Origin of the sequence: Micromonospora sp. NPDC048935 (assembly GCF_043197875.1) — a bacterium.
Classification (GTDB): domain Bacteria; phylum Actinomycetota; class Actinomycetes; order Mycobacteriales; family Micromonosporaceae; genus Micromonospora.
This window is the reverse complement of the sequence record NZ_JBICTZ010000013.1, coordinates 75,448-101,775: the sequence shown is the minus strand read 5'-3', so window position 1 is coordinate 101,775 and position 26,328 is coordinate 75,448. Positions and strand designations below refer to the sequence as shown.

Annotated in this window: 5 protein-coding genes; 1 reads left to right on the top strand and 4 read right to left on the bottom strand. The window is 73.1% G+C overall.

Annotated elements, in window-relative coordinates; genetic code table 11:
- Positions 1-50 precede the first annotated feature (50 nt).
- The gene (locus ACGFIW_RS28900; protein WP_393322226.1) at positions 51-2,522 is read left to right on the top strand and encodes a hypothetical protein; all 2,472 of its coding nucleotides are present in this window, start codon (positions 51-53) and stop codon (positions 2,520-2,522) included.
- Here the strand turns inward: ACGFIW_RS28900 and ACGFIW_RS28895 are convergent.
- The 4 genes from ACGFIW_RS28895 to ACGFIW_RS28880 form a co-directional block, all read right to left on the bottom strand.
- Positions 2,507-5,194 (bottom strand): AAA family ATPase, encoded by a 2,688-nt coding sequence (locus ACGFIW_RS28895; RefSeq protein ID WP_393322223.1) that lies wholly within the window; start codon positions 5,192-5,194, stop codon positions 2,507-2,509. The two genes, ACGFIW_RS28900 and ACGFIW_RS28895, sit on opposite strands and share 16 nt — an antisense overlap.
- Positions 5,191-7,908 (bottom strand): LuxR C-terminal-related transcriptional regulator, encoded by a 2,718-nt coding sequence (locus ACGFIW_RS28890; protein ID WP_393322220.1) that lies wholly within the window; start codon positions 7,906-7,908, stop codon positions 5,191-5,193. The genes ACGFIW_RS28895 and ACGFIW_RS28890 overlap by 4 nt, the downstream gene beginning before the upstream one ends.
- Positions 7,905-8,417 (bottom strand): hypothetical protein, encoded by a 513-nt coding sequence (locus ACGFIW_RS28885; RefSeq protein WP_393322217.1) that lies wholly within the window; start codon positions 8,415-8,417, stop codon positions 7,905-7,907. Before ACGFIW_RS28885 ends, ACGFIW_RS28890 begins: the two co-directional genes overlap by 4 nt.
- A gap of 71 nt (positions 8,418-8,488) precedes the next feature.
- The gene (locus ACGFIW_RS28880) at positions 8,489-26,095 is read right to left on the bottom strand and encodes a toxin glutamine deamidase domain-containing protein (protein ID WP_393322214.1); all 17,607 of its coding nucleotides are present in this window, start codon (positions 26,093-26,095) and stop codon (positions 8,489-8,491) included.
- Positions 26,096-26,328: the final 233 nt, after the last annotated feature.

Below are 26,328 nucleotides of genomic sequence, written 5' to 3'. Positions count from 1 at the left end.
GACCCAGCCGACAGCGCACCCGCGGGGCAGGCCCGGAGCAGGTTTCCCCGGTGGACCTGCCCCTACCCGTCGACGGCCTGTGCGACCTCGTGCTGGTCCGCACCGCGGACGGCGGGTTGGCGCGGCCAGCGGATGACGGCCCGGCGCTGACCGCGGACGAGATTGCCGAATGCGCGCGGGCGCTCGGAGTGGCGGGGCGGGACCTCCGCGTCCTCGTCGACGACGGTGCCCGTGACGCGGCCCTGTTCGGGCAGGTCGCCACCGCGCTGGGCTGCGACGTCCTGGTCGCGCCCACCGGAGCGACGGTGCGGCGCCGAACCGGCCCGGGCCTCGCCGGCCCGACCGAGGCGGTCCCGGTCGACCGGATCAGCGGAACGGTGGTCGACTGGGTCCTGGTGCAGCCCACCGCACTCCAGACCACCCGGCCCGGGTGGTTCGACCTGGCCGGTGGCCTGGTGCTGCCCAGGAGCGGGCTGGCGACGCTGCCGTTGGCGGGCGGCCTGGAGTTCGCCAACCGCGAGGACTTCGTCGTGCGCCGGGCCGCGGCGGCCCGGCTCGGCGTCGGCCATCCGGACCTGGTGACGGTGGCCCTCGCGACTCGCGCCGGCCAGTTCCGGCTCTCGACGTACCGGCAGGACGCCGCCGGGGAGAGACCGGGCCGGTACTCCGGGCAGGACGTGGCCGCGGCCCTCTCCGCGACGTTCCTGTACGGCGGTGACCTGCGCCTGTGGTTGCGCTGGCCGGACGACCCGGCACAGTGTGCGCGCCTCGACGCCGAGGTGACGGCTCTGGCCGAGGCGACCGGCGCGACGGTGTGGACCCCGGAGATCGGCGGCGAGGCGGTGCTGCTGCACGGCTGCCTGGACCTGGCCGCCCGGGACCACTCCGGCGCGGTCGCCCGCTGGCGGGAATACCGCCCCCCGCACGCACCGGGCGCCCCTCGCTTCGCGACCGATCGTGACGGACGGCTCGTGCCCGGCGGCGGGCCCACGGTCGGTGCCGCCGGCGGGGTCGCGCTGATCAGCTCGGACCGGCCGTCGGAGGTCACGTTCCTCGACCGGTACGCCGACCTGTCGGCCGAGCCGGGCATGACGCTCGTCGACCTGACCGTCCTCGACGGAGGGCGTCTCGCGCTGCGCTACCCCGACGGCAGCCACCTCGCGGTGGGCGCGGTCGAGTTGCGGGCTCTGCTGACGAATGCCGGGTGGCAGGGTGCGGACCTCCAACTGCTGACCCCGGTGGCCGACGAGTGCACCGAGGGCCTACGGGAGCACCTGGGCGTGCTGGAGTCGGACCTGGGCGTCGAGATCTGGTCGCTGGCCCCCGGTGCCGTCGTCGTGGTCCGCGACGGCCTGGCCCGGGCCGTCGACGAGCAGCGACGCCCGGCGCGCTGGTTGCGGGCCGCCGATCCGGATCCGCGGGCCGAGACCGGTCGGTGGCGCAACGACGATGGTTGGCTGATCCCGCGTCGGCAGGGCACGGACGAGCCGTCGATGCCTGTGCCGGGGCCGTCGCCCGCCGCGCCAGCGGCAGCCGAGCGGTCGCCCGGCGAACCGGAAGCCGAGCGGTCGCCCGGCGAACCGGCGGCAGCCGCACCGCCGCCCGAGCGGGTGTTGCCGGCACCGGGGCCGCGCCCCGCACTGACCGTTCCCGCACCCGGCAGCCGACCACACGGTCTGCGGTGGTTGCCGGACCGCCCCGAGGTGAACGCCGAACCCGTGCGGGTCTGGCTGGCCAGCCCGTGGTCGCCGCAGCGGGTCGCGGTCGAGGGTGTGCCGTCGGCCGACCTGTTCCTCGTCGGCGACCTCGAGGGTGAGCGGGTCGCCCGTGCCCACCCGTACCAGCATCTGCTGTGCCTGCGGGTCGAGGCCGGCGGCCTGGTGGACCTGGACCGGGTCGGTGACCTACCGGCGGAGCTGGACCACCGTGGCGCCGGGGCGGCGGGCAGGTTCCTGCTGCCGGCGGGCTGGCTCGACCAGGCGCGGCTACAGGCGGGCTACGACATCGACGACACCGGGCGGCCACAGGAGGAGACCGAGTTGCCCGGCCATGACGTCGTGCTGCGCTGCACCGGGGCCCGGCACGGCACGGACGGTCTCCCGGACGATGTGGTGCGCTGGCCCGGAGGTGGTCGGGGGGCCGGCGTCTGGGCGCTGATCCCGGCCGCCGGGGACGAGCCGACTGACGACTTCCTGCCGCTGCACCAGGGCCGACCGCCGGTGCGCGACGGATACCTGTTGGTGCGCCTGCGGGTGGCGGCGGGCCGGGCGATCGACGCGCGAGCCAGCGCCGCCGCGCTCGGCGCCCACACCTCGGTTCGGTCGCGCCTGCCCGAGTTGGTGGCCGACGGTGTGACGCTGCTGTTGCCGCCGGGCTCCTACGACGACACCCGGGTGGAGCAGGTGCTGCACCCCGACGGTGGGCGCTGGCGGCAGCGGGCGAAAGGAGTCGACCTGGCTCTGCCGGACCTCCTCGGGCATCGGTCCGCACCAGACGTGTGGCGTCCTCAGCCGATGCGGTAGTCGCCGAGCAGCACGGCCGTGGCCAACTCCACCCGGGACCGGTAGCCGGTGCGGTGGAACAGTCGGGTGAGCCTCCCCTCGATGCTCTTCGCGCTGCTCTGCGTGGCGGCGGCCAACTGCCGGTTCGACAGCCCCTCCGCGACCAGGGCGGCGAGCAACCGTTCGCCCTCGGCAAGGGTCTGCGCGCGTCCCGGCACCGTGCTGCCGTGGTCGCGCATCGTCTGGCGGACCCGGGAGCGGTGCAGGATCGCGCCCAGGTCGCCGAGGATCTCGTACGCCTCACCCAGCAGCTCGACGCCCCGGCCGGTCCAGCGGACCACCCGCTCGATCGCCCTGGCCACCTCGAAGGGCTGGCCGAGGACCCGGGCCAGTGCCACCACGTCACCGGCCCGCACCCGGTCCGGTCGAACGAGGAGTTGGGCGGTGGCGGCCCGCAGGGCGCCGATGGTGGTGCTCTGGTCCGCCGCCGCCAGGGCGGACGCGGCGGCGGTGCGGGCCGCTTCGCCGTCGCCGCGTGCGCTCGCGAGTTCCGCGGCCACCAGCCAGAGTTCGTCCAGGCCGACGACCAACCCGTGCCGGGTGGCGGCGGCCACGGCGTCGCCGACGACGCGTTCGGCGGCCGGCGCGTCGCCGAGGATCCACTCCGCCTCGGCCGCCACGGGTGCCAGCAGGTACGGCAACGGGGCGGCGTCGGCGCGGGCGGCGTCGAGCAGCGCTCGGGCCCGCACCGGCCAACCACGGGCGAGCAGTATCTCGGCCGCCGCCCGGTGCACGGTGCTGTGCGCCACCGGCCGGGTCACGGGGAGGTCGGCCGCGATGCCGAGCAGCGCGGCGTCGCTCGCGGCATCCCACCGGCCCGCGCGCCAGTGCACCAGGCACCGCTCGGGCGCCGGCAGTTCGGCCACCGTCAGACCGGCCTCCGCCAGCTCCCGATCCGCCCGGTCCAGCGCACCGACGACCGCCGCCAGGCTGACCCGCGCGACGGTGTCCGCGAAACGGCGGCGGGCAGCGCCCCGAGCCGACCCGCCGAGGCCCGAGCCGTCACCGGCCGGAGCGCCGGCCCCCGGGACGCCGCCGGCCGGAGCCTCGGCCACCGGGACGCCGCCGGTGCCGGCGGTGATCGGTGTGCCGACCAGCAGTCCGCTGTCGGCGCGGGTCGAGTCGCCCGGCAGCAGGCTCGCGGCCTCGGCCCAGCGGTCGAGGAAGCAGAGCGCCGCGGCCCGGGTCATCCGGGTCGGCACCGGCCCGTCGGGCGACCAGGGTTCGCCGGACGCGACGGCCTGCACGTCAGACGCCGCACGCGCGCCACGCGCACTGGCGAGGCAGAGCAGTTCGGCCTCCTGCCGGGCGGCGTCGGGCAGGGTGTCGGCGTACTCGCCGAGCAGGTGACGCACCTGCGCCTGGACGACGGCGTACCGGCCGGTGCCGAACTCGGCGACGGCTCGGGCCAGCAGGGCCTCGGACCGGTCCGCGGGATCGCCGCTGAGGTCGGCCGCACCGGCCCACCAGCGTGCCGCCGCGGCGGGCGCGCGTACCGCCGCGTCGTCGGCGTGCCGGCGCAGCAGCGCCGCCGCCCGCTCGGCGTCGACCAGGCCACCGGCGGCGGCGACCTGATCCGGCAGGTACCCCGGATCCGCGCAACGGGCGGTGCCCGACCAGAGCGCCTCGACCGCCACCTGCGCGAGCCGACGCCGTTCGTAGGGGCCGAGACCCGCGCGCAGGGCCAGCGCCAACGCGGGTACCCGGATCCGCCAGCCGCGCCGGTCCGCCCGCACGAAACCCTCCGCGCACAGGGCATCCAGGTGCCGGCGTACCTGCTCCGGTGTGGTGTCGAGCGCCCGCCCGATCAGCCCGGGGACGGCCGCGCCCAACGGTTCGAGCACCGCCAGAGCGCGGGCGACCGTGTGGGTGGACGGGCCCAGCCGGCGTACCGGCCGGGTCAGGTCGTGCTCCGCGGGGATCCGGGGAGCACCTGTCGCATCGGTCAGGTAGGCGCGGCGCTCGACGATCCGCAGGGCCGTCGAGGCGCGGTAACCCTCGACGACGGCCAGCACCGCGGCGGGCACACCCCGGCCGAGTCGGCGTAGCTGTGTCGAGAGGGAGTCGTGCGGCGTTGCCTGCAACGCCTGGCGGGCGAGCGCGTCGACGTCGGCACGGGACAGCGGCCGCAGCCGCTCGATCCGCACGAGGCCGCTCCGGCGCAGGCAGTCGAAGGCGGCCACCTGCTCCGGATCGGCACCGACGGAGTCGGTACGCAGGGTGGCGACGCACCGGACGGGCACCGGGTACTCCTCGTGCAACACGCTCCGCAGGGCCTCGACGGACTCCGCGTCGGCCCACTGGGCGTCGTCGACGAGGAGCACCAGACCGGGGTGTCGCCGCAGCACTCGGGAGAGTGCGTGCGACGGCGGCTCACCGGTGAGGACGTGGCCACGACCGGCGGCCAGCCGGGTGGGGGTCGGGATGAGCGCGGCGAGGATCCGCCCGGCGAGATATCCCGCGTCGTGCCGACACTCCGGCGCCAACCGCAGGTCGAGAACGGGTCTGCCGGCCTGCGTGGCGGCGTCGCGCAGCGTGCGCAGGGCATGGGTGCGACCGATGCCGGCCGGACCGATGAGCACGGTCAGGATGGGCCCGTCGAGGTCGACCGGAAGGTTCACCGCGGCGCTCACGACGCCGGACCGAGGATGTCCGTGGTGAGGCTCACCGCGGCCAGTTCGACACGCGAGCGGCAGCCGGTACGCGCGAAGAGCCGGGTCAGGTGGTTTTCGACGGTCTTCTCGCTGATCCGCACCTGCGCCGCGATCTGCCGATTGGTCCGTCCGTGACCGATCAACTCGATGATGTGCGTCTCCACCGGGCTGAATCCCGTCCGCGGCGTACGGGTGCGGGGCTGGCGAACGTCACGCTCCCGCATCGCGGCGGCGACGGCGGACCGCAGCCAACCCGAGGTCATCGTCTTCGCCACCGCCTGTGCCTCGATCAGCCACGGCCCAGCGTCCTCGGCGACCCGGCCGAGCGCCAGACAGGCGTACGCGAGGGCGAGGCGGTTCCCACCCGCACGGACGAGCTCGACTCCGCGTGCGGCGGCGTTCGCGTCACCCCGGCACAGCGCCTGGATCAGCAGCGTCGTCCGGTTGCTGAGCCGACGCCGAGGTTCGGCCGCGTCGGCGTCGACCACCGCCGTCAACCAGGCCATCTGCTCGCCGAGGCCGAACCGTGCCGCGAGGCCCGCCGCGCGTACCAGAAGGTGCTCGACGCCGATGCGGCTGCCGTGGTGCCGGTGGCTCTCGTACGCCCGCCGTCCGTCGCCCAACCGCCGGGCCGCCTCCTGCGCCGTCTGGGCCTCCCCGGCCGGCCCGTTCGCGGCCCACCACCGAAGTGCCGCGTACGGCGGTTCCTCCGGGACCGAGCGCAGCCAGGAGGGGGCCTCCGTGGCTCGACCCAGCAGACCGAGCGCCTCGGCCGCCCACAGCCGGGCGAGACAGCGCGGCAGGGGCGCCTCGGCACCGGTCAGGTCCAGCTCGCGGGCGGCCGAGAGCAGGCCGGAGAGGTCGCCGCCGGCCTGGCAGGTGTGCAGCCGGTGGTACGCGGACAGGAGCCCGTCCCTCGGCACGCCGTAGCGGTGCGGACCGAGGACCAGCGCCAGGAGTGCGGCCAGGTCCCCCGTCTCGCCGGCCAGCAGCAACTCCTCGGTCGCCGGGCCGGCATCCACCAGGCCGTGGCCGACGGCGTCGGCCAGGACGCCGAGTTCCGCCGGATGCAGCAGCGATCCGGCGTCCGCGTCGGCTGCCGGCGGCACCGGCGGCGCGGGCGGTACGCCGGTGCGCCACCAGTCGGCGAAGGTCACGGTTGCCGGGGTCGCCGGTGCTCCCCGCAGAGCGGACCGGACGGTGGTGGGCACCGGCTCTCCGGTGTGCACTGCGACGAGTGCGGCGGCGGCCGCGAGGTCCGCGGCGTGCCGGGACGACGGGCCGTGTCCTCGTCGGATCGCCGTGTCCACCACCTCGCCGAGGCGGGCGACCTGGCCGGTGCGTACCAGCAGCCGCAGCAGCCGGGCGAGGATGTCGTCGCCGGCCCGCCCGCCGCCGGAGTGCCAGAGCGCGGCGCGCAGCCAGTACGCCGCCCGGTCCGGCGCACGGTCGGTGTTCTCGTCGGCCGTCGCGGCGAGGGTCACCGCCGTACGCGGATCGAACGGCATGGCGACGCCCGCCGAGGTGACCTGGTCGGCCAGGGCGGGCCCGTCCGCCGGCCGTCCGGACGCGGCCCGGCGGAACATCGCCGCGGCACAGGCGCGGTGCAGGCGGGCCACCGCGTCCGGGCCGGCATCGCTGATCAGGCGAGCGGTGAGCGCCGGGCTCTGCGGGAGGATCCCGCCCTGCGGCTCGGCGACGAGCAGCCCGTCGTCGATCAGTTCGTCGATCATCCAGCCGTAGTCGGACAGCCGGCCGTGGGTGGCGTCGGCGAACAGCGGCAGGTCGTCGATGCCGAACCGGGTGACGGCGGCCATGGTGGCCAGCCGGACGGCGAGCGGGCCGCGCGCCCGCAGCGTGGCGAGCAGGCTGTGGCCCGTCGGCAGCGCGATCGGGGCGTGCGGGTCCAGCAGGCACAGGTGCCCCCGGACGACCGCGAGCCGCCCGGTCCGGGTCAACTCGTGTGCGATCTCCAGCACCGTGCCGGGGTGCCCGGCCAGCGGCCCGAGCGCGGTGGACAGGGCCGCGGGCACCGCGTCGTCGAGCGGCACCGCGTACCGGCGGGCGAGCATCCCCCGCACGGCCTCGGCGCTCAACGGCGGCAGGTCCACCACGACGTCGGCGAGCGTGCCGAGTCGGCAGTCGCCGGGCGCACCGGCGGCCACGACGAGGCAACCGGCGCGGACGGCGGCGGCCAGTGCCGGGGCCAGCGCGGGACCGGCGTCGTCGGCGATCAGCACCGTCGACGCCCGCCGGCCGATCAGGGCGAACGCGGCGGCGGTCTGCTGGGCCAACGCGATGCCACGCCCGGCGGGCGCGCCGCCGGGCTCGTCGCAGAGCGCACCGAGCGCGCTCAGCGGGCCGGTCAGCGGGGGGTCGGCCAGCAGTTCGTACTTGTCGCGAACGGCGTCCAGCAGCGCCGCGAAGCCGGCGGCGGTGTCGCCCGGTGCGGCGGGTGCCACCCGGAGCACCACCACCCCGGCGGTACGCCAGGCACCCGCGGCCGCGTCCAGCAGCGACGTCCGGCCGCTGCCCGCCGGCCCCCGGACCAGTGCGAATCGACCACCGATCGCGGCGGCCGCACGGGCCGCGTCGAGGGCGTCCATCTGCGCCGCACGCCCCACGATCATCCGCCGTCGCGGGATGGCTCCCGGCCGCACGGTGCGTGGCCGCGGCACCTCCGGCACGGTCATCCGACCGCCACCCCGACGCCGGGGCCGCTGCGCCCACCCGCTGCCGCACCGACGGCGTCCTGCCGGATCACCAGGAAGATCTCACCGGCCACGGCCAGCGAACGCAGGTAGGCGTCCTCGTCCTCGGTCTCCAGCCAGATGATCCGCCCACCGGCCTCGCGGGGCCGCTCCGCGCCGGCCTCGGCGAAGTGCGCGTCGATCAGCACCAGCGGCACCGGGGCCGACCACCGGTGCGGAACCCTACGGTTGGCGCGGTCGTTGAGCAGGACCTGCATCTCCTCCGAATCGCAGTCGAAGGAGTCGTAGGCGTCGAGCACCCGCCGCTGGATCCGCCGCAGGGACAGCTCGGCGTGCTCCGTCCGGACCGCCCGACGCCTCCCCTCCGGCACGGCCCGGTATCCGGGGATCAGGTCGGCGAGCAACACCGCCGGGTCGTCGGCGCTGACGCTGCGTTCCCCCGCCGCCCAGACCATCCGGTAGCGCCCCTCTTCGTTCTCGACCCGTGCCACGTGCTCGCCTCCATCCACGCCCGGCGGTGTGCCGGACGTGCCTGTTCAAACGAGACGCGGCCCCGAGTCGTTCACGGTGTCTCCGGTGCGTGGACGATAAGCCGGATCAGCCGGTCCGTCGCGGGGAGACCGAAGTCGCCGCGCTCCGCCAGCTGGCTGAGCTGACGGGTCCAGTAGGTCCGGGACGCGAAGTCGAGTTGGTGCCGCGTCTGCTCGATGGTCAGCGCTGCCGCGTCGACGTCGTTCCTGGCGGCGTGACCGAGCGCCGTCAGCATCGCGACGTCGGCCGCGGGCGGGGCGGCCACCTCGATCAGCGGGCGCAGCCGGTCGTAATCATCCGGGTCGGCCTTGGTCACCAGGTCGCGCAGCGCGTCCCGGCGGGCCTCGGCACCGTCGGCGGCGAGCAGCGCCAGCGCCTCGTCCCCGATGCCCGCACTGGCGAGGTCGATGACGGTGGCCGCGGCCTGACGCGCGGTCTCGCCGCCGCCGCCGACCGTCTGCCAGGGGAGGTCGTCGAACTCGTCCGGCAGGAGATTCTCCTGCACGAAGGGAACCAGCTGCCGGCCGCCGTCGACGGCGAGGACGTCGTTGAGTGGTTGCCACTCCCGCATCGCGGTTTCCCAGCTGGTCGCGCCCAGCCAGATGCTGATCAGCGGCATCGCGATCTCGGCGGCGAGACCCAGCAACGGACGTCCGGCTCCCGGGTTGTCCGCCCCGATCCGCGTGTGGTTCAGCGACGTCAGCTGCCTGGCCCACTGGGCCCGCTGTCTGACCGTCAGGTGTCGGCGGGCCGGTTCGAGCGCGTCGAGCGCGCCCGGCAGGTCGGCGGCGAGGGCTAGGCTGACGGCTTCGAAGAGCGGTGCCGTGACCGGGCTCGCCTGCGCGGTGGTGGTTGGTCCGGGCTCCGGCAGCGGTTCGTCCCGCAGCGGTGACAGGTCCTTCACCTCCAGGTACAGGTCGCGAGCCTGCGCGGCGAGTTCCTGGTACCACACGCGGGCCTGCGCGACAGTGCCCCGGCGGGCCCCGTACGACCGCACCTCCACCACTGCGAGCTCGACCGAAAGGCTGCCGTCGGCCGTGTCGAGCTGGTCGTGCGTCGTCATCCCGGGGAACACGTGCTGCTGGTTGACCAGTTTCCCGTGCAGCGCCGAGAGCAGGTACATCATCGGCGACATCAGTGGTGCGGCGCGGGACGCGGTCCAGGGCTGTTGACGGCTCGACAGCCGCACACCGACCCGCGCGCCCGCCACGGCTCCGAGCTCGTCCAGGTAGCCGTCGTTGTGGTCGAGGTAGAACCGCGCGAAGCGGTTGTGGATCACGTCCGCCTGATCGCTCAGGTAGAGCCGCGCCCACCAGGGCAACTGTCGTACGTACAGGCCCAACGCGGGCCGGGACAGGGCGGCGACGTGCGCCTTGGTCAGGCTCATCGGGGCGAGCAGGTATTCGGCGGCCCCGGCCGTGTGCGCGTACGCCAGCGCGAGCACGCCCTTCACCGCGTCGAGCACCCGAGCGTTGGGCACCCGGCCCGCCTCGGTGAAGTGCCGCAGGAAGTGCGCTGCCTCGCGTTCGCCGAAGTCGAGCCCATCCTGCAGGTTCTCCTTCGCGCGGTAGGCGAGCAGGCCGAGCGGGGCTGACTCGAAGGTGACGGAACTGTCGCGCCAGGTGCGCTGCGCGACGTGCGCCAGGAACCGCCCCAGGCCCTCGACCGGCGTACCGATCGAGATGTGCCAGTGCCAACCACCGGCGTCGCCGCGCGGCGGCGGGCCGATCGTCCCGCTGGCCAACGGCGCGGCCGCCACCTCGGCGGAGGCGAGAGTCGCGGGCAGGGCGACAGTGGGCAGGCCCGGTGCCCCCTGGACCGCCTCGAACCGGTCCTCCAACTCCTGCAACTGCCGCCAGAAGTCCTCGGTGTCCTCGATCCGGCCCTGCTCGCCGGGCAGGTTGCTGATGATCCCGGTGACCAACTCGGGCATGGCGACCCACAACGGGTCGCCGCTGGCCGGGTCGCCGGGGAGCAGGTACCCGCAGGGCTCGCCGTCCTCGGCCTCCTCGGCCGCATAGCGCAGCTCCTTGTGCTCCACCTCGATGTGGAAGCTGCCGTCGCGGGCACGGGCGAGAATGCCGTCCGATGACTCCTGCTCCGAGTCGTTGGCGTGGAGGTCCATCGGCATGGTGCGTTCACCCTCCAGACCGCCGCCGCGATACCCCCTGCTGGCGACCGGGTCGAGCAGGGCCTCGGCCAGCGGCGGCCGGGAGGTGCCGCCGCCGCGGACCACCCCGTCCGGACCGATCACCAGCGCACGGGCGTGCACATCCGCGTCGTACTCTCCCGGTGTCTCCTGCGGCGCGCCCACCCGCGGCACCGCACCCGGATCGGTCAGGTTCAGCCACAGGACACCCTCGTCCGCCGTGTGGTACGCGGCGTACACGTGCCCGAACCCCGACCGCGTCCGCTCCACCAACACCACCGCCACCGAACGCCGGCCGAGGTCGTCCGCGCCCAGCCGCGCCGTCAGCCCGTCCCAGCCGTCGAACCGCTCCCAGTCCCGTCGATCCCCCAACCACGCCTCCGCCGGCCGACCAAGATCCGAGTCGTCCCTCGTCCGGGGCACCCGGACCGCATGCGCCAGGGGGCCACCCGGAAACAGCCGCGACACCAGCGCCCGCACCACCGCGAGACAGTCCGCCACCGTCACCCGACCGGCCGGGTCGACGACGCGACCCGCGGCGACGACCTCGCCGAACAACCGACGCAGGCCGTCACCGGTCAGGGCCGGAGACCCCTCCAGGGGTACGGGCGCCGCCCCCGACCGCGTCTCGTCGTCGCGGCTGACCCGGCCGCCGAGGTGGAACAGCCGGGCCAGGTCACGTCGGTGTGCCGGGCCGGACCCGACCTGGTCGATCAGGGCACGTGCGGCGGACGGGCGGGCAACGGCACTGGGACCCGGCGGTGCCACGATCGAGGTGCGGTCCACGGCCCGCACCGCCACCAGCAGGGCGAGTTGCGCCTGGATGGTGCCGAGGTCCAGCCGCGCGGCGGGCATCCGCGCGGTGATCGCGTCCGGCGTGAGCAGGAGGGCACCGGGCGCCGCGTGCGGATCGGCCGCCGCCGCCAGCAGCACGCCCCACTCGGCCGCGTACCCGTCGACGAGCGTGGCCAGGCCCTGCGTGTCGCCGGTGGAGTCGAGGGCGGCCTCGATGCCGCCGTGCACCTGTCGTACGCCGACGGAGCGCAGGTGGCGGACCAGCTCCCGCAGGTCGGTCCAGGTGTCCGCGGAGTCGTCGGTGATCCGCATCGTGACGGTGCTGCCGTCGGGCGCGACCGTGACGTTCCCCGGTCGACGCAGCCGCGCCGCCACGGCGACGCCGTCGACCAACGTGCGTGCCGGATCCGCCGGGTCGAGGCCGAGGGTCAGGGTCAGCGCGGCGTCCGCGCCGGGCGCGAGGCCGGACAGCACGCCACGAGTGCGGTACGGGAGGGGATCGTCACCCACGTCGAGACGGTGGCGCACGTCGTCTTCGACGGCCCGGAACTCGTCGGGATTGTTGACGAACCCGTCGTCCGGCCACTGGGCCGGCGCGGCGGGCCCTTCCCCGGCCGACGTCCCCGCCAGGACCGCGGCGGTGTCCGCCGCTGGCGGCGAGGCCGGCGGTGCGGCCGGCGGTGCGGCCGGATCGGGTACGCCCTCGGTGGTGGCCACGAACCGGATTCGGGACGGATCCGGGGGTGCCGTCGCGGGCTGGCGAGTCTGGTCGTCCCAGTAGGTGGCCTCGCCGTCGTCGTCGCGGAACACGTTGAACGCGTGCGCCACCTCGCCGTCGGCGCCGTTGACGATGACGATGCCGGCGGCGCCGTCCGTTGCGTTGCGCATCGCCTCGGTGATCGCGTCGAAGCCCGTGACGTCCCGCAGTGGGTGCCCGGCGTACCAGGACAGCACGCCCACCTCGGTCGCCACCGACTCCGGGACGACGAAGGAGCCCTGACCTCGCGTGCGTATCCGCAGGTCCGTCACGATGGACGCGAAGACGCAGTCGGTCCGCGGGTTGGTGGGGTCCGTGACGTCTCCGCGCAGATAGGGGTGCCTGGTCAGCACCTCGCTCGCCACCCGGGGTGGACCGACCTCGGTCCACCCGCTGCGGTCGGCAGGCGTCGCACCGGCCAGGTCGCCACCCCCCGGCCGGGGGGTGGCGGGGCCGGTGGGGGAACCGGTGGACGGGCCGGCAGCCGCCGCGCTGGAATCCACCGATGGGGCCCAGTGCACCCTCCGGCGCTGCCCCGCACCATCGGCGTTCCCGCTGTCGCTGGCCTTCGGGCTGCTGCCGGCCTTCCCGCTGCTGCCGGTCTTCGGGCTGCCGCCGGCCTTCAGGATGCCCCTGGGCTTCCCGACACCGTCGGCTTTGCGTGCGCCCTCGTACGGCTGGTGGTCGGGCGGTAGCGGCCGGCTGGCCGACGGTGCCGTCAGGGACACCGGCTGCGACTCCGTACGGACCGGAGCCGGCGGTCGGGTGTCGGCACCGTACCGGTCGGCCAGCACGTCGGCAAGGTTGTGCGAGGGAAGCGCCTTGCGGAACCGCCCACCCTGGAACTCCTCCCAGTTGCGCGCCGCTCGCAGGCCCTCGCGGACCTCCTCGTCGGTGTAGCCGAGCACCTGGCCGTCCTTGTCGACCACGACATGCCGGTTGGCGAAAACGGGACCAACCCACCCGCGAGACAGCTCCTCGACGAACGCCCGGTCCGTCCCGGCCAACACGACCAGGGGCGACCTCCGGGAGACGCCCGCCGTTTCCAACGTGTCCAGGACCTGCGCGGCCGTCCGGCCGCCGATGGTGGTCGTGCCGTCCACGGTGATGCCACGGCCGATCACCATGGGCGCGTCCGGGTGACCCCGCAGCCCCTCGATGGCGTCCACATGGGTGTCGCGGTCGGCCGCGCCCGGCAGGTAGACGCCCGCATCGACCTGCCGACCGGGATCCACCAGGGCGAACGGAATCCGGGTCTCCACGGTGCCGGCGAGCAGCCGGGTCCGCGTGGTCTTGCTCCCCACTGGGGCATCCGGGCTCATCCGCTCGGCGAGGGCGTCGATGGACCCGCCGAAGCCGGCCATATCCTCGACCCACTTGGCCGCGTCGCCGACGGCCTGGCCGGCGTTGCGGACGGTGTCGACGATGCCCTCCCAGACGACACTCGACACCGTCGAGGTCTCGCCGGTGATCTCCAAAAGCACGTCACGTTGACGCAGGACGACCGGGTGCTTCTCCTCGTGCGAGCCGGTCTCGGCCGGCGCGAAACGCCGGCCACGCCGGTCCGACCAGCGCAGTTGGGTGCTTGCGCCGATGGTCTCGGAGCCAATGAACGACACGCCCAGGATGGTGAAGTTGATGAAGCTCTGGCCACCCGGAGCCGCACCGAACTCCGGCCGACCCGCCGAGCTGGTGCCACCGCCGCTGTCGCCCGACGCGTCGCCGGAGTCCAGTTGGCGCGGCGTGACAGTGGGCTTGCTCGCCGCCCGGACCCCGTCGCCCTGGTTCAGCGAGACGAGCGGGGCCAACGCCACGGTCACGCGTTGCTCGACCTGGCTGGTGGAGGTGAGGACCTTGCCGACGATCGGGAAGTACTCGAACACCGCTCTGGTGTCGTGGCCCGGCACGAAGTCGACAGGCACATCGGGGTCGCCGGGGTTGGGCGTGTGCTGTTCGGCGGGAAGCCGCCAGGGCGACGCGGCGATCGTCTTGATGGTCAACGTGCCGTCGACACCGACGCCCAGGCCCCCGCTCGGGAAAGTCTGTTTGACTCCGCCGCGTTTGAGCAACGAGTAGAGGTTGCCCCCACCGACCTCCCCGTCCACGAACCCGGTGAGCTCCCACTGGTTGACGCCGGGAAGCACCTCAAGCACCAGTTCCTGCAGCTTGGGGAGGTCGCTGAACCAGCTCACCCGGAACTCCGGTCCCAACCCCTCGGTGGGACGGAAGGACCGGAGCACGCCGAGGGTGAATGCGCCCACTTCGTTGTTTCGGGGGGTCGGGTTGATCCGGACCCCGTGCAGGGTTTCCCGCCCCGCCGGGTCGCCGAGCAACACCGTGACCGCGGGCGGGCGTCCCGTACCGTCCGGCACCAGCGGCTGGGTGGAACCGTCGGCCGCCATGAACTCCAGCACGGCGCCAGCCTTCAGCCACGACCGCTGGCCCGCCTCGCCGGCCGGATTGGTCCAGAGCGACTTCGCCCAGGAGAAGATGGTCGGCGTGATCGCCGTCATCAGCCAATCATTCAGTGTCTGCACCTGCACGTCGACGCTGATCTCGAAGGGGTAGTACATGCGGGCCAGCCCACCCTTGGACTTGGTGATCACCCGCGGTTCCTGCCGGTCCCGTTCCAGGTCGGCCTCGCTCCGCTGCCGAGACAGCTCGATCTGCGGAGTCCCCCCGATCAGTCGCACCGGTCTGTGCCGCTGCGCCCTCGTGTGCGCGGGGCCGGAGAGGCGACCGGTGTGCGACTTCACCCGTTGCGTCGCCTTGCCCCGGGACTCCAGGTGGGTCCCGTGCATCTCCATGTCGGACTCCGGCGCGGGTGCCGGACCGAAGGGGCGACCGTTCTCGTCGACGGCACCGGTCGTGGAGGGGTCGATCTGGTGGGGGATCTTCCGGCCGTGCAGCCGCAGCTCGTCGTGCAGTGGGTCGGGGCGGGCGAGCAGTTTGTAGTCGACAACCATGGTGCCGCCCAGGTGGGTGATCGCGCGTTGGAACCGGGCGATCACCACCGGGTGCCGGGACGGCCCGGAGCTGAAGTACCGGCGAATGTCGCCGCGCGTCACGATGCTCGACGCGTGCAGGGTGACCCAGTCGTAGAGCCCGGCCGAGTAGCTGTTGGAACCCAGGTCGGTGGCGCCGTCGGCGTCCACCCTCAGGCTGCGCAGCGTGTGGTGCAGCAGCTCCCGACCGGGGGGAAGTCTGATGTCCAGCACCGAGGTGTCACCCAGGCCCAACCGCTGGCTGATCCGTCGTGGTGGGTACACGGCGTCCGCGCCAGGTTTCTCGCCCGGCTCGGGGGGCAACAGGTCGAGGGCGGCCTTGACCTGGGCGTGCAGCGCGGGGGGCAGTCCCGCGATGAAGTCGACAGGCCGCTGGAAGTCGGCCGGCCTGCCGTCGGTGTCGGCGAAGTCGTCGACGTCGGGCCAGGACCGTTCGAGATCCCGCCAGATGGTCGCCATGTCGAGGATGCTGACCAGCGCCTGGATGCCGTCCTCGACGTCGATCGCGCTGTCCGACGCCGTCGCCGGCAGTGCGGCCTCCCACATCCCGCCGAAGAGTGAGCGGAGGCTGCTCACCAGGTTGCGGGAGGCCCCGGTGAAGGTGCCGACCATCGTGACCGGGATGGTGATCGTGTAGACGCGGGCGCTGATGTTGTTGATCCGGTAGTCGGTGCCCGCCAGCGTCCTGGTCTCGCTGACCCGCTCACGCGTGGAGGTGAGGTACGTGGCACTCGGCGCGTTGCCATGGGGGTGCACCACATTGGCGCCTCCACTGTGGTACCGCGTCTCCTCCCGGCTCCGGGTGAACGCGCTGGTGCCGGTGACCGGGATCCCGTCCTCCACGTAGAGCTCGTAGTCCCGGGGCTGTGGCACGTACCGGGGCACCTGGTGGATGTATGCCTGCAACTCGTGCCGGCCTTCCGCGTCGGCGAGGAGGCCCGGCTCGAATGCCTGCTCCGAGGAGTGCGCGCCGCGCAGCACCACGTCCATCACCGCCAGCAGCCGCTCCTCGCTGGTGAAGACCCGGCGGGTGTGCGCGGACAGGGTGGTCGGCCAGCCGGGGTTGTTGCCGATCAGCTTCGACCACCGTGCGACGAGTGTGTCTGGAAGGCTGCTGAGCCATTCCTGTAGCGGGGCGAACTGGCTCGTGGCGAGTTCCGCGAACATCTTGTCGAGCGCGGCGCTGCCGCGAACGGCGTCGATGCCCGCGAGGTTCGGCAGGCTGGGTCCGGCGCTCAGCATGGCTCGGTCGAAGTCGGTCAGGGGCCGGTGACTGATCGGCTCACGCCGGGGCGCGGGTGCGCTCAGCACCCGCATGTCGGGCACCCACGCCTCGTAGGAAATCGGTTGGTCCCCCGGTGCGAACGTCTCGTCCGGTGTGTCGTGGCCCTCGTCGTAGGCCTCGGCGCGAAGGTTCGTGGAGAGGACGAACTTGTGCATCGCCTGGTCCTGCTCGGTGTCCAGGACCACCGACCGACCGGGGACCTGGCCGTACCCGAGGGAGGTGGTGTTCTCCCAGGTCTTGCCGATCACGGTGCCGCTGAGCACCGAGTTCGTCCAGCCGGGCAGCAGGTTCTTCAGCCACTTCCGGACCGGCAGGCTGAGGTTGGCGTCGAGCGCGGCGCGTTTGGACCGGAACATCGACCGGAAGCTGTCCAGCCGGAAGAACGAGTCGACTGTCATGTTGGCGCCGAGCTCGTCGGTGAGGCCCTCGTACCCCACCTCCGGGTCCTGGTCGGCGGGGATGACGTACCTGATCCATTTCCTGTGCGTCCCGGAGGCGGTGAGCTTGTCGTATGGCACCCACAGGCCGGTGCCGCGCAGGGCACCGATCATGCCGATCCGGTGCGCACCGGAGCTGGTCTCCAGCAGACGCCTGTGGTTCTTCGCCAACAGCTCGGTGGCCGGCGCGGTCTTCGGCAGGTACCCCTCCCTGCGCAGGTAGTCCTCCACCTGCATGTCCAGGTCCGGTCGCGGATCCGCGGCGGTCCCCCGGGGGGCCACTGTGAAGTTCTTGAAGACCGCCATGCCGGGCCCGTCACCGTCGACGACGCCGCGCGGTGGGTGACGGACCTTGTCCGCGTCGCGCAGCGTGTACGGCAGGTATCGCACCCGGGCACCATGGCCGGCGGAGTTCCCGGACCACGTGCGGGAGGGCGGCGCGGCGTGCCGCTCCTTCCCGCCGGTGATCAGTTCGAGCTTCCACCTCATGCCGACGTCGGCGACCATGCCCCGTCGGATCGCCTTGGTGGCCGTGGGGTCGGGTGCCATGCCGGGCCGTGTCGGGTCGGGTTCCCGGCCGGACCGGAACCCGCGGCCCACGAACGAGACAGCCCCGCTGTTGTGGCCGATGGTGACACCGGTCCCCAGGCCGAGGGTGACCGAGGGGCCGCCCGAGAAGAACGTGCCGGGAGTCTTGGTCTCCTCGGTCGGATTCAGGAGTGTCACGCCTCCGCTGACCGGCAGGTCGAGAGCGTTGCGCAGCACGACCGATCCCCGCTCGGTCAGCTGCGCCTCGGTCAGGAACTCCAGCGAGTTGTCGCTGGCCCGGCTGACGATACGGCTGGTGTCGTCCTTGAACGGCACTCCCGTCAGGCGTAGGACGCCGAGCAGCCTGCCGTTCGCGTCGTGGATCGGGCCGCTGTAGGCAGCCCCGTCGCGCACCCGCTGGAAGACGTTGTGCATGTTGCCGTGCCCGGCGAAGCTGAACACGTGCTTCTGCGACCTCGTGTTGAGCAGCCCCGCGCGGTGCCCGCGCCGGGCACCGAGCCGGCGACCACGGCGGGGCGAGCGCACGGCCGGCGTGGCACGGCCGTCGCGCCGACCGCCGGCGTTCCTGCCCCCGGCGGCCCTGCTCCGGGCGCGTGCCTCCGCGATGAGACCGGGCAGCTCGCTCAGGATGCGCAACGGCAGCTCCGTCGGGTCGTGCAGCGTGTCCAGTGACATCGGGTACGAGGCGAGAGCCACGTCGTCGGCCACTGTGGTGTTCTCCGGAGGATCCGGCACGGCGATGTGCTGCGGAAAGAACACCACCAACCGCTCGCGTACGCTGTTCGACTCCGGGTCGGCCTCGATGTCCTGCCAGGGGTCGTCGGGATCGTCGAGAGTGGGTCGCCCCGGCGGCGTGACCAGCCGGGGCGGGCGGCTCGCCGGCTCCGCCGTGACCCTCATCTCCCAGGTGTAGAAGTGCGCCAGTCCTGGTTCCCGCAGTCGCTCGATGGTCGCCGGCCCGGTGCCGGTCTCGACGAAGGCGGTGCGGGTCTGCCGGTTGTGGGTCAGCCGGGGCACCGCCGACACGTTGAGCACCCGCAGCGGGCCGCTCGTCCCCAGACCCAGGAACTCCTGGATGGGCAGCGGCAGGTCGCGATAGTTGATGTTGCTGTGGCTACTGGTGGAGGAGACATCCGAGAAGCGCCGCTTCTCACCCTGGCTGACCGGGGGCGGCGGGTAGTCCGAGGCGAGGTCCCGCTCGTCGTGTCGGGTGAGCGTCGAGTGGAACGTCAGCCGTACCGCGTGGCGGCCGCTTCCGACCACCTGTACCGAGCCGCTGCGCCCGGTGGAGGACGGCAGATCATCCACCAACGCCACAGGTGTGGTCAGGCGGGCGATGTCGCCCTGGATCTCCGCCTCCTGAGTCCAGCGCCCCAGCGGGCGGACGGCAGCGATAGCCAGCTCCCGCATCCGAGCCGCGGCCTGCTCGGTGATCAGGCCCTCGGCGCCGATACTCAGGTAGCTACGGTCGCCTTCGGCCTCGTCACGATCGCCGAAGATCGTCAGGTCCGACTCCCGCTCGTCGGCGATGCCCTGCCACTCGTCGAGGGCCGCGCGGGCATCAGCGGCCCGCGCCGTGGCCGTGTCACGCGCCAGGCCGGCGTCCCGGGCCGCCCGGGTCAGCCGGGTCGTGGTGTTCGCCAGGTCCGTCTCGGAGGGCAGTCGCTCGACCTCGGTACGCAACACATCCCGTTGCGCGGCGGCCTCGTCCCGGCTCGCCGTGGCGGCCTGGGCGATGGCCCTGTTCTTGGTGTGCTCCTCCTCGGCATGGCGCAGGCGTGCCCGCAGGCCGTCGTCGCCGTCCAGGGCGGCGCGCTGCTCGCGCAGGCTCGCCGTCACCGGTTCCAGACTCTTGTCCGTCGTGGCGATCGTGGCCCTGGCCCTGGTCAGGGCGGCGTCGGCCGCTCTGCCCCGGGCGCCCTGTTGCCGACCCTCCCCAACGATCGCGTCGAGCCGTTCGTTGAGCCGGGCCTGTTCCGCGGTGAGGTGGATGCGCCGCCGCTGACCGGCGGTACGCTCATCCGGGGCGAGCGTCGCGAGGCGCTCCTGGCTGAGGTTGTTGTCGAGCTGTTCCTCGATCTCCTCCAACCGGTCCTGCGCCGTGTCCCGCTCGTCCTCCAGCCTGGTGATCTCGGCTCGCGCGGCGGCCCGGTCGGCCTCGGCCTCGGCGCGGGCCCGTTCGGCGTCCGCACGCGTCTCCCGCAGGGCGTCGTGCTGCCGCTCGGTCTGCGCGAGCTGCTCGGTCGCGTCCGCCAGCGCCTTCGTTGCCGCGTCCACCTCGCCCTGGCTGACCTGTAGCGCCCGCACCGCCGCATCCGTCTGCTGCTGCCGGTCCCGCACCGTCTGTTCGGCACTCGTCAGGTCGTTCCTGGTCTGCGTCGCCGCCCGTACCTCGTCCCGGTGGTCCCGGAGGCTCTTGTCGGCCTTGTCGGCGACGTGTTGGGCGTCCCGCTGCCCGGGTTCGAGCACCGAGCTCAGGAGCAGCTTGGTCTCCCGGAGCATCGCGCTGATCTCCGGATTGGGGTAGAGCCGGCCGTCCTCGGGATGGTCGGCGACAGCCCCGGGAGTACGCGGGGCCGGGGTGGATCCGTCACCGCCGTCCCGGGCCCCGCCGCGGCTATCCGCGGCCTTGCCACCGCCCGGACCCGACGGCCCGCCAACCCCACCGCCCTGACCATCCGCGCCCTTGCCACCGCCCGGACCCGACCGGCCGCCAACCCCACCGCCCCCGGTCGCCGACGAGCCCTGTCCCCCGGCGTCGCGGGTGTTCGATGTCGCCTTGCCCTTCCCCTTGCCGGTCGGTGTGTCGTCGTCCGAGGTCGGCGACTCCAGCATCGCCTCGACCGGCGGGAGCAGGTCCCGGTCACCGGTCAGCGCCAGCAACTGGCCCTGGGCGACCCGGTAGTCGCGCACCAGGTCGACGAGGCCAGCCCTCAGCGTCTGCTCGGACATGCCGGTGAGGCCCGCTTCCAGGGCGGAGAGTCGCCGGCCGAACGCGGTGACTGCGGAAAAGGCGGCCGACGAGCCCGGCTGCCCCAGAGCGGTCCTGATGTCATCCAGCCGATCGTCCCGCAGCGACACGAACGCCTGCACGATGTCCTGTCCGGTGCCCGGCAGCGCCGCCACCAGCTGCGCCGCGTCGTCGACGCGGGCCATACCCACGGTGTACGTCGGCAGCGCGCCGGACGATCGCGGGGTCACGTCGGTGTCAACTGTCTCGGTCGCCGCGCCCCGCAGGCGTGCGACAGTCGGCACGGTCTCCGCGCCGGTCGCCCGGTTCACCTCGTAGCGGGCGTGGTCCACCTGGAGCAGCGCGTCGCGGAAGTGCTCGCGTGCCGGCCCCAAACGGCTCTGGTCCGAGCTGACCACACCGGCGAGCCCTTGCCGTGCCGCGTCGAGGACCGCCCTGGCCGTCTCCACCTGCTCGGTGCGGTCCGGGCCGTTTGCCGGGACGGTCTGGTCGGTCAGCGCCTCCCGCAACGCCGACTCGATCCGACCCGTCAACCCGTCGAGCTGGTCCAGGACCTCCTGGGCGGCGCGCCGCACGCCGTCGAGCGTCGCCGGCACCAGATGATCTACCCGGGCGACGGAGTTGGTCTGCACGCTCGTCAGCGCGTACACCCAGGGGTTGTGGGCGAAGCCACCAGGATCCGGGTTGTCGACCAGTTCCCAACCCTGCACGGTCGACTGCCAGTAGTTGCCCTGTTCGTCCACGTTGAGCACCGAGTTTGGGACCGGCGTGAGCTGGCCGTGCGCCGCGCCGTACGCCTGTGCCGCCGCCTGGACGCCACCGAACGGAGCGGTCTCCGTGGGTGGCCACTGCTCGGAGCGGGCCCGGGCACGCTCGGCCACCTCATGCGCCTCGTTCGTCAGGGCGAGCATGTCGGCGACAAAGTCGTCGGTGCGGTCGAGCGTGGTGTACGGGTCGTACGGCAACCCGGGGGTGGCGTCCTGGTGCGCGCGGTTGTTCCGCTTCTCCAGCACGAAGATCGCACGCGTGCCGTCGGGCGACGGGTGTGGGGGGAAGCTGGCCAGCTTTCCGAAGAGGTCGCCCTGGCTGATGTTCACCACCGGCACGCCGGTGAGCCCCTCCTGGATGAGCTGTCGCACCGAATACCGGCGGTCCGTGCCGGAGACCCGGTACCGGGCGTCGATCCAGGACAGTCCCTGTTGCTCGGCCGGGTGACTACCGAGGCCCTGCTGCTCCTGCCGGTAGGCGTTCTCGATTCCGTTGGTGATGTCCAGGATGTTGCGGCTGACGTAGTCATTCACCACCGGGAGCAGGTTCGCACCGTAGTGGATCAGGTCCTGCCGGCTGAGCAGGAGCACCGAGTTCTTGCTGATATTGGACCCGGCGATCGGCCCGATCACCTCACCTGTCGCATTCGTGAGGATCTGGACGAGGGCTCCGTGCAGTTGCGTCGGCTCCTCGAACCGCGTGAGGTCCTCGATGTCGGCCGGGGAGAGGGGCTGCCCAGGGGCGAGCGAGCGAATGAAGTCGACCACCAGACGCCTGGCAAACCGGTCGGCGACCCCCACCGCGTCCGAGACGATGCCGGCGGCGGCAACGCCGAGCCCCGCCGCGTCCCACTGGGCGGAATTCATCAAGGTGGGAAGCGCCGCCAGGGATCCACCCGCGGAGAGCTGGAGGTTGATGTTCTGCCCATGGATGTTGGTCGGGTGAAAGAGCATCTGGTCGGCCATGCCCTGCTCGACCTGGACGTTGTCCGGGGTCTGTAGCGCCTGGTACAACGCGTCGGCGTAGTCGCGGCTCTCCGGTGGGACCTGGTCGCGCCAGTCGCCGAGATATTCTCGTTGCCAGCCCGCGGACGGTTGCAGGGCCTCACCCATCGTCAGCCCGATGCGTCCCGCGTCCTGCAACCACCGCAGGAGCGCCTTCCCGAAGCCGTGATATTGCGCCACGGTGAAGGCGACGGTTCCCTCCTCCCCCGGCACCGCCGCACCGGGCGCGTACACCACCTCGGCGGCAAGCCACAGCTCCTGCCGGTGGCCCTGGTAACGCCGCCCCTCGACCGCCCGGAGGTGAGCGAGAGTCGGATACCAGCGGTCCGAGTAGCGGCCGTACACCGGGGATTTTGTCTCGCCCTTGACCTGCAGGCCCAGTGAGTGCACCGTGGCGATGGTCTCGCCCAGCCACGCCTCCTGTTGGTCGCTTGTCGCGGGGTGCACCGGGGCTCCGATGCGGACGTAGCCCTCCAGCTCGCCGCCGATCAGGCCCGGTTCCTGGGTTTGCGGCGCCCGGTCGAGGAGGGCGTCCGCAACCCGGTCACCAGGCGTCGGCAGCGCCGACTCGGCGGCGCCGGCAAGCACGGCGCCGCTCGTCAGGTCCACCTGCCGCAACGCGCCGTCGGCGTCGGACACCAACCGCACCGCGCCCCGCAGCTCCCCCGGCGGGCGATTCACCTCGAAATCGACGAACCGACTGTCGGACCCGTCCGGCGAGACGTCCCCCTGCGTCTCCACCAGCACAAACCGTGACTCGGACGCACGCCACACCAGTGCCATGTGCGCCGGCACCTCGCCGTTAGCCGTCGGCGGCAACCACACAGGCGTCATCGCACCAACGGACAACCCCGCCAACCGGCCGACGCCACCAGCCGGCCCGAACCAGCCTCCCAGCGACTGGGCCACCACCTCCCGGGCTCGCGGGCCATCCACCTCGGCCACGATCGGCACACCGACCCGGCGCAGCACCGCCGCGACCCGGTCGGCGCAGTCCGCCGACCTGTCCCAGGGCGGCAACTGGCCCACCGCCGACCACAACCGCCGATCCACGTCGCCCCGGTCCGCGGCGACCCCGTCCTCCCCCTGCCCGACCGGGGCCACGCCGGTCGACTCGCTGGGCCGCTCGCCGGCCCGCTCACTGGCCGGCTCACCGGCCGGCGGGTGCGCCGCTGCCGGCAGGTGCTCGACCCGGTCGACAGCAGCCGGACGGGACGGTTGATCGGATGGAGTCGGCACGGCCGCGCGGTCTCCGCCCACCACCTCCGGGCGACTCGGGCCGACAAGCGTGTCGACCGACGGCAGGAGCGCCGCGCCGGCGACACTGCGCACCTGCTGGTGCACCGAGTCGTAGGCGGTCAACACTCTCGCGATGTCGGCCCTCGCCTGCTGCTTCGACAGGCTCGGCAGCGACTCCTCCAGGTGCGTCAGTGACTGCTGGATCGACCGGACGGCGTCGCGGGCGGCCGCCACCTCCGGGGCACGCTCCGGCGGCGACGCCTGGAGCGCGCCGATGATCGCGTCGCGCGCACCCTCGAACGCGGCGCGGGTGTTCGCCACCACGTGCGACACATCCTGGGTCGACGACGCCAGCAGGCGCTCCACATCGCCGCCGCGGGAATCGCTCCTGCCCGGCGACGCCTCAGTGGACTGCGGCAGAGCTGGGTCCGCCCCGTCCGACCGTGCCGTGGCGAATCCCGGTGTCTGCTGAACATCTGGGTCCGAGACGGTCCGCAGGTCGGCTGAGCTGCCCGGGTCCGTGGTCGCCCGGTCGACGCCATGGGTGCCGTCGCCCCCGAGCACCGTGGTCGGAGGCCCCGATCGGGTGGCGCCGCCGTCGAGCGACTGACCCGCGCCTACCTGTGCGCGCTGCTGCCCCTCCCCTCGGGCACCGCCCGCGTCACCCACCGGTGACGCCACACCACCCGGCGACGCCACGCCACCGTCGGCCTGTCCCGAACCCGACCCCACACCACCCCGCGAAGCACCACCAGCACCACCGTCAGCCTGCTCCGAACCCGAATCCACACCGCCCCGCGAAGCACCACCAGCACCATCGGTCTCCGGGACTCCGGCCGCGGACTGGCCGCCGGTGATCTGGTCACCGGCGACGCGAGCGCCGTCCCTCTGCGCGACCTCGCCGGATTGACCACCACCCGTGGTCTCGGCCGGCAAGCCACCCGACGAGCGGGCGGCGTCCTCGGTCGAGCCGACCACCGAACCGTCGCCGAGCCCGCCGCCCGACCGGCCGGCGACACTGTCGCCGGTTGGCGTGCCCGCGACCGCGCCGGCCACATTCGCCCCGCCCTGGCCTGCGGAGTTGCCGGCACCCTGCCCCACACCACCGTCCGCCACCCCACCACCTGCCACACCACCGTCCGCGAACCCACCACCCGCCGCCCGGCCGTCCGCCACTCCCCCACCTGCCACACCACCGTCCGCCAGCCCACCACCCGCCGCCCGGCCGTCCGCCACTCCCCCACCTGCCACACCACCGTCTGCCACCCCACCACCTGCCACACCATCGGCAACCCCCGCCCCACGATCAGCGGACTCACCCGCGCCGCCGTTGGTCGACTCGACGCCGGTGCCTGCCGCGGTACCCGCCGAATGCCCGCCCGATCCCGCACCCGTCGACGCCTGCGAGTCCGCCCCACCCGACGCGCCAGAGCCCAACCCACCGGACCCCACGCCCGTCGACGCCTGCGAGTCCGCCCCACCCGACGCGCCGGCGCCCAGCCCGGCGGCCCGGCCGGTGCCGACACCGCTGTCACCGAGGAGGGACTCCCGGACCTCATCGGCGGCGGGCGACGTGTCTCCGGTCCCGGCGTCACTCTTCTCGTCGCCGACCAGCTTCTCGTTGTTCCAGTCGACACCGCTGTTGTTCTCGTCGTCGACGGAGTACGGGGGTGGTTCGGTCGGCGGTTCCTCCTTCTCGTGGTTGACGCCGAAGTCGCCACCGCCCTGCTGCCCGTCGCCGCCCAGAGGGGCCGCCTTGTCGTACCCGTTGAGGTGCGGCAGATTGAGGCCGCCGGCCAACTGCTCCGGAGTGGCGGCGTTGCCCTCGTACATGCCACCGACGAAAGCGCTGGTCGCCGTCCCCCACCGCCACTCGATCGGTGCCCCCACCGCAGCCTGTCCGGCCACATCGGCCGGCATCGCCACAGCCGCCTGCGCCGCGCCCTTCGTGAAGAGCGCACCGGACCGGAACACACCATCGGTGATGTAGAGCGTGCCGTCGGCACCCACCCGGTCGACCTTGGCGATCCTCCGCGCCGCCCGGTCGACGGCACCCGAGGCAGCGGAATTGGTCAGACCGGCGGCCGCACCCGCGATCACCGTCTGAATCAGGGACTTCTCGATCGCGTTCCAGTCGATGCCCTCCCGCACCCCATCGGCATCCTGCGCCGCCTGGATCACGATCATCAGCAGCGGCTCCTGGGCGATCTCCTGCCCGACCTCGACGAAGAGGTTGCGGAGAATCGCGGTGATGACGGCGCGGAAGCCACCAACCACCAGCGGGATCGCCAACGCTCCGAACAGCGATGCCATCAGCCAGGCCAACTGGATGGCCAACAGCGCCAACTGCACCACCAGCAGGATCTTCTGTTCCTGAAGTTCGGCCGCACCGTTCTTCAGGTCCTTCCGCATGCTGTCCGCAGTCGACCGCAACTCGTCGAGATAATCGACGAGGCTGTCCAGCGACTCCGTGACCCCGTCGGCGAACTTCCCGCTCAACACGACCGGCACCCGAGAACGCTCCGCCACGAGCGTCTCCCGGGCCTCATCCAGAACGTCCCGAAGGTGCTCCCACTCCCCGGAGTGGGCCCGCATTCCGCTCTCACTGCCCGTCGGCCAGGTCGCGCCGACGAAGAAGTTCAAGATGTGGTTCAACCAGTCAGGAATGGGGGTGTCCATGCCGGGCCGCTCCCGCTATCCGGTGCTCGACGACGGCACGCTGGCGCACGCCGACCCATCGGCGCTCCCCCGACTGCCTGCCGTCAGGCTGCCGCGCGATCGCAGTGACAGCGTTCGCATCTCTGCTCCACCCCCCTGTCACACCCGCACCGGATGAGCATGCGACGGCGAGCGCCGGCGCGGCGGTTTCCGACGCCGTACCGGCGGAGTTGGGGGTTATCCCTCACGACCGG

Coding starts and splice junctions, on each gene's coding strand:
- ACGFIW_RS28880 (WP_393322214.1), bottom strand. CDS start 26,095: ATGGACACCCCCATTCCTGACTGGTTGAACCACATCTTGAACTTCTTC.
- ACGFIW_RS28890 (WP_393322220.1), bottom strand. CDS start 7,908: ATGACCGTGCCGGAGGTGCCGCGGCCACGCACCGTGCGGCCGGGAGCC.